The 266-nt window shown below is 42.1% G+C and carries 1 protein-coding gene; it reads right to left on the bottom strand.

Features of this window, described 5'->3' with window-relative positions; genetic code table 11:
* The coding region (locus tag AOA60_RS32075; protein WP_218240504.1) for a hypothetical protein at positions 1 to 266 on the bottom strand (266 nt) is incomplete at both ends.

Below are 266 nucleotides of genomic sequence, written 5' to 3'. Positions count from 1 at the left end.
GTGTTCGAATCAGAGCCCGTGTTGCTTTGTTCTTCCTGTTTTGGTGTAGATGCTGTATTTTTATCATCAGAATTGGATTGCCCTTGGTTACTAGATGGTGTGTCTCTTGCAGCCTGATCGGAATTCTCCTCATTACTTTCTTCGGCTTCTCTAGCGGCTTTTTCTTCTGCTTCTGCCTTTGCCTTTTCCTCTGCTTCAGCTTTTGCAGCAGCTTCCGATTCCTCTCTTTCAATTTGTGCTAAAAGGTAATCTACTAAATCTAATTT

This window comes from Pseudomonas sp. 2822-17, from assembly GCF_002742485.1.
Taxonomy (GTDB): Bacteria; Pseudomonadota; Gammaproteobacteria; order Pseudomonadales; family Pseudomonadaceae; genus Aquipseudomonas; species Aquipseudomonas cyclaminis.
Note: the sequence above shows the minus strand (reverse complement) of the source record. Positions and strands in the feature narration are given on the sequence as shown.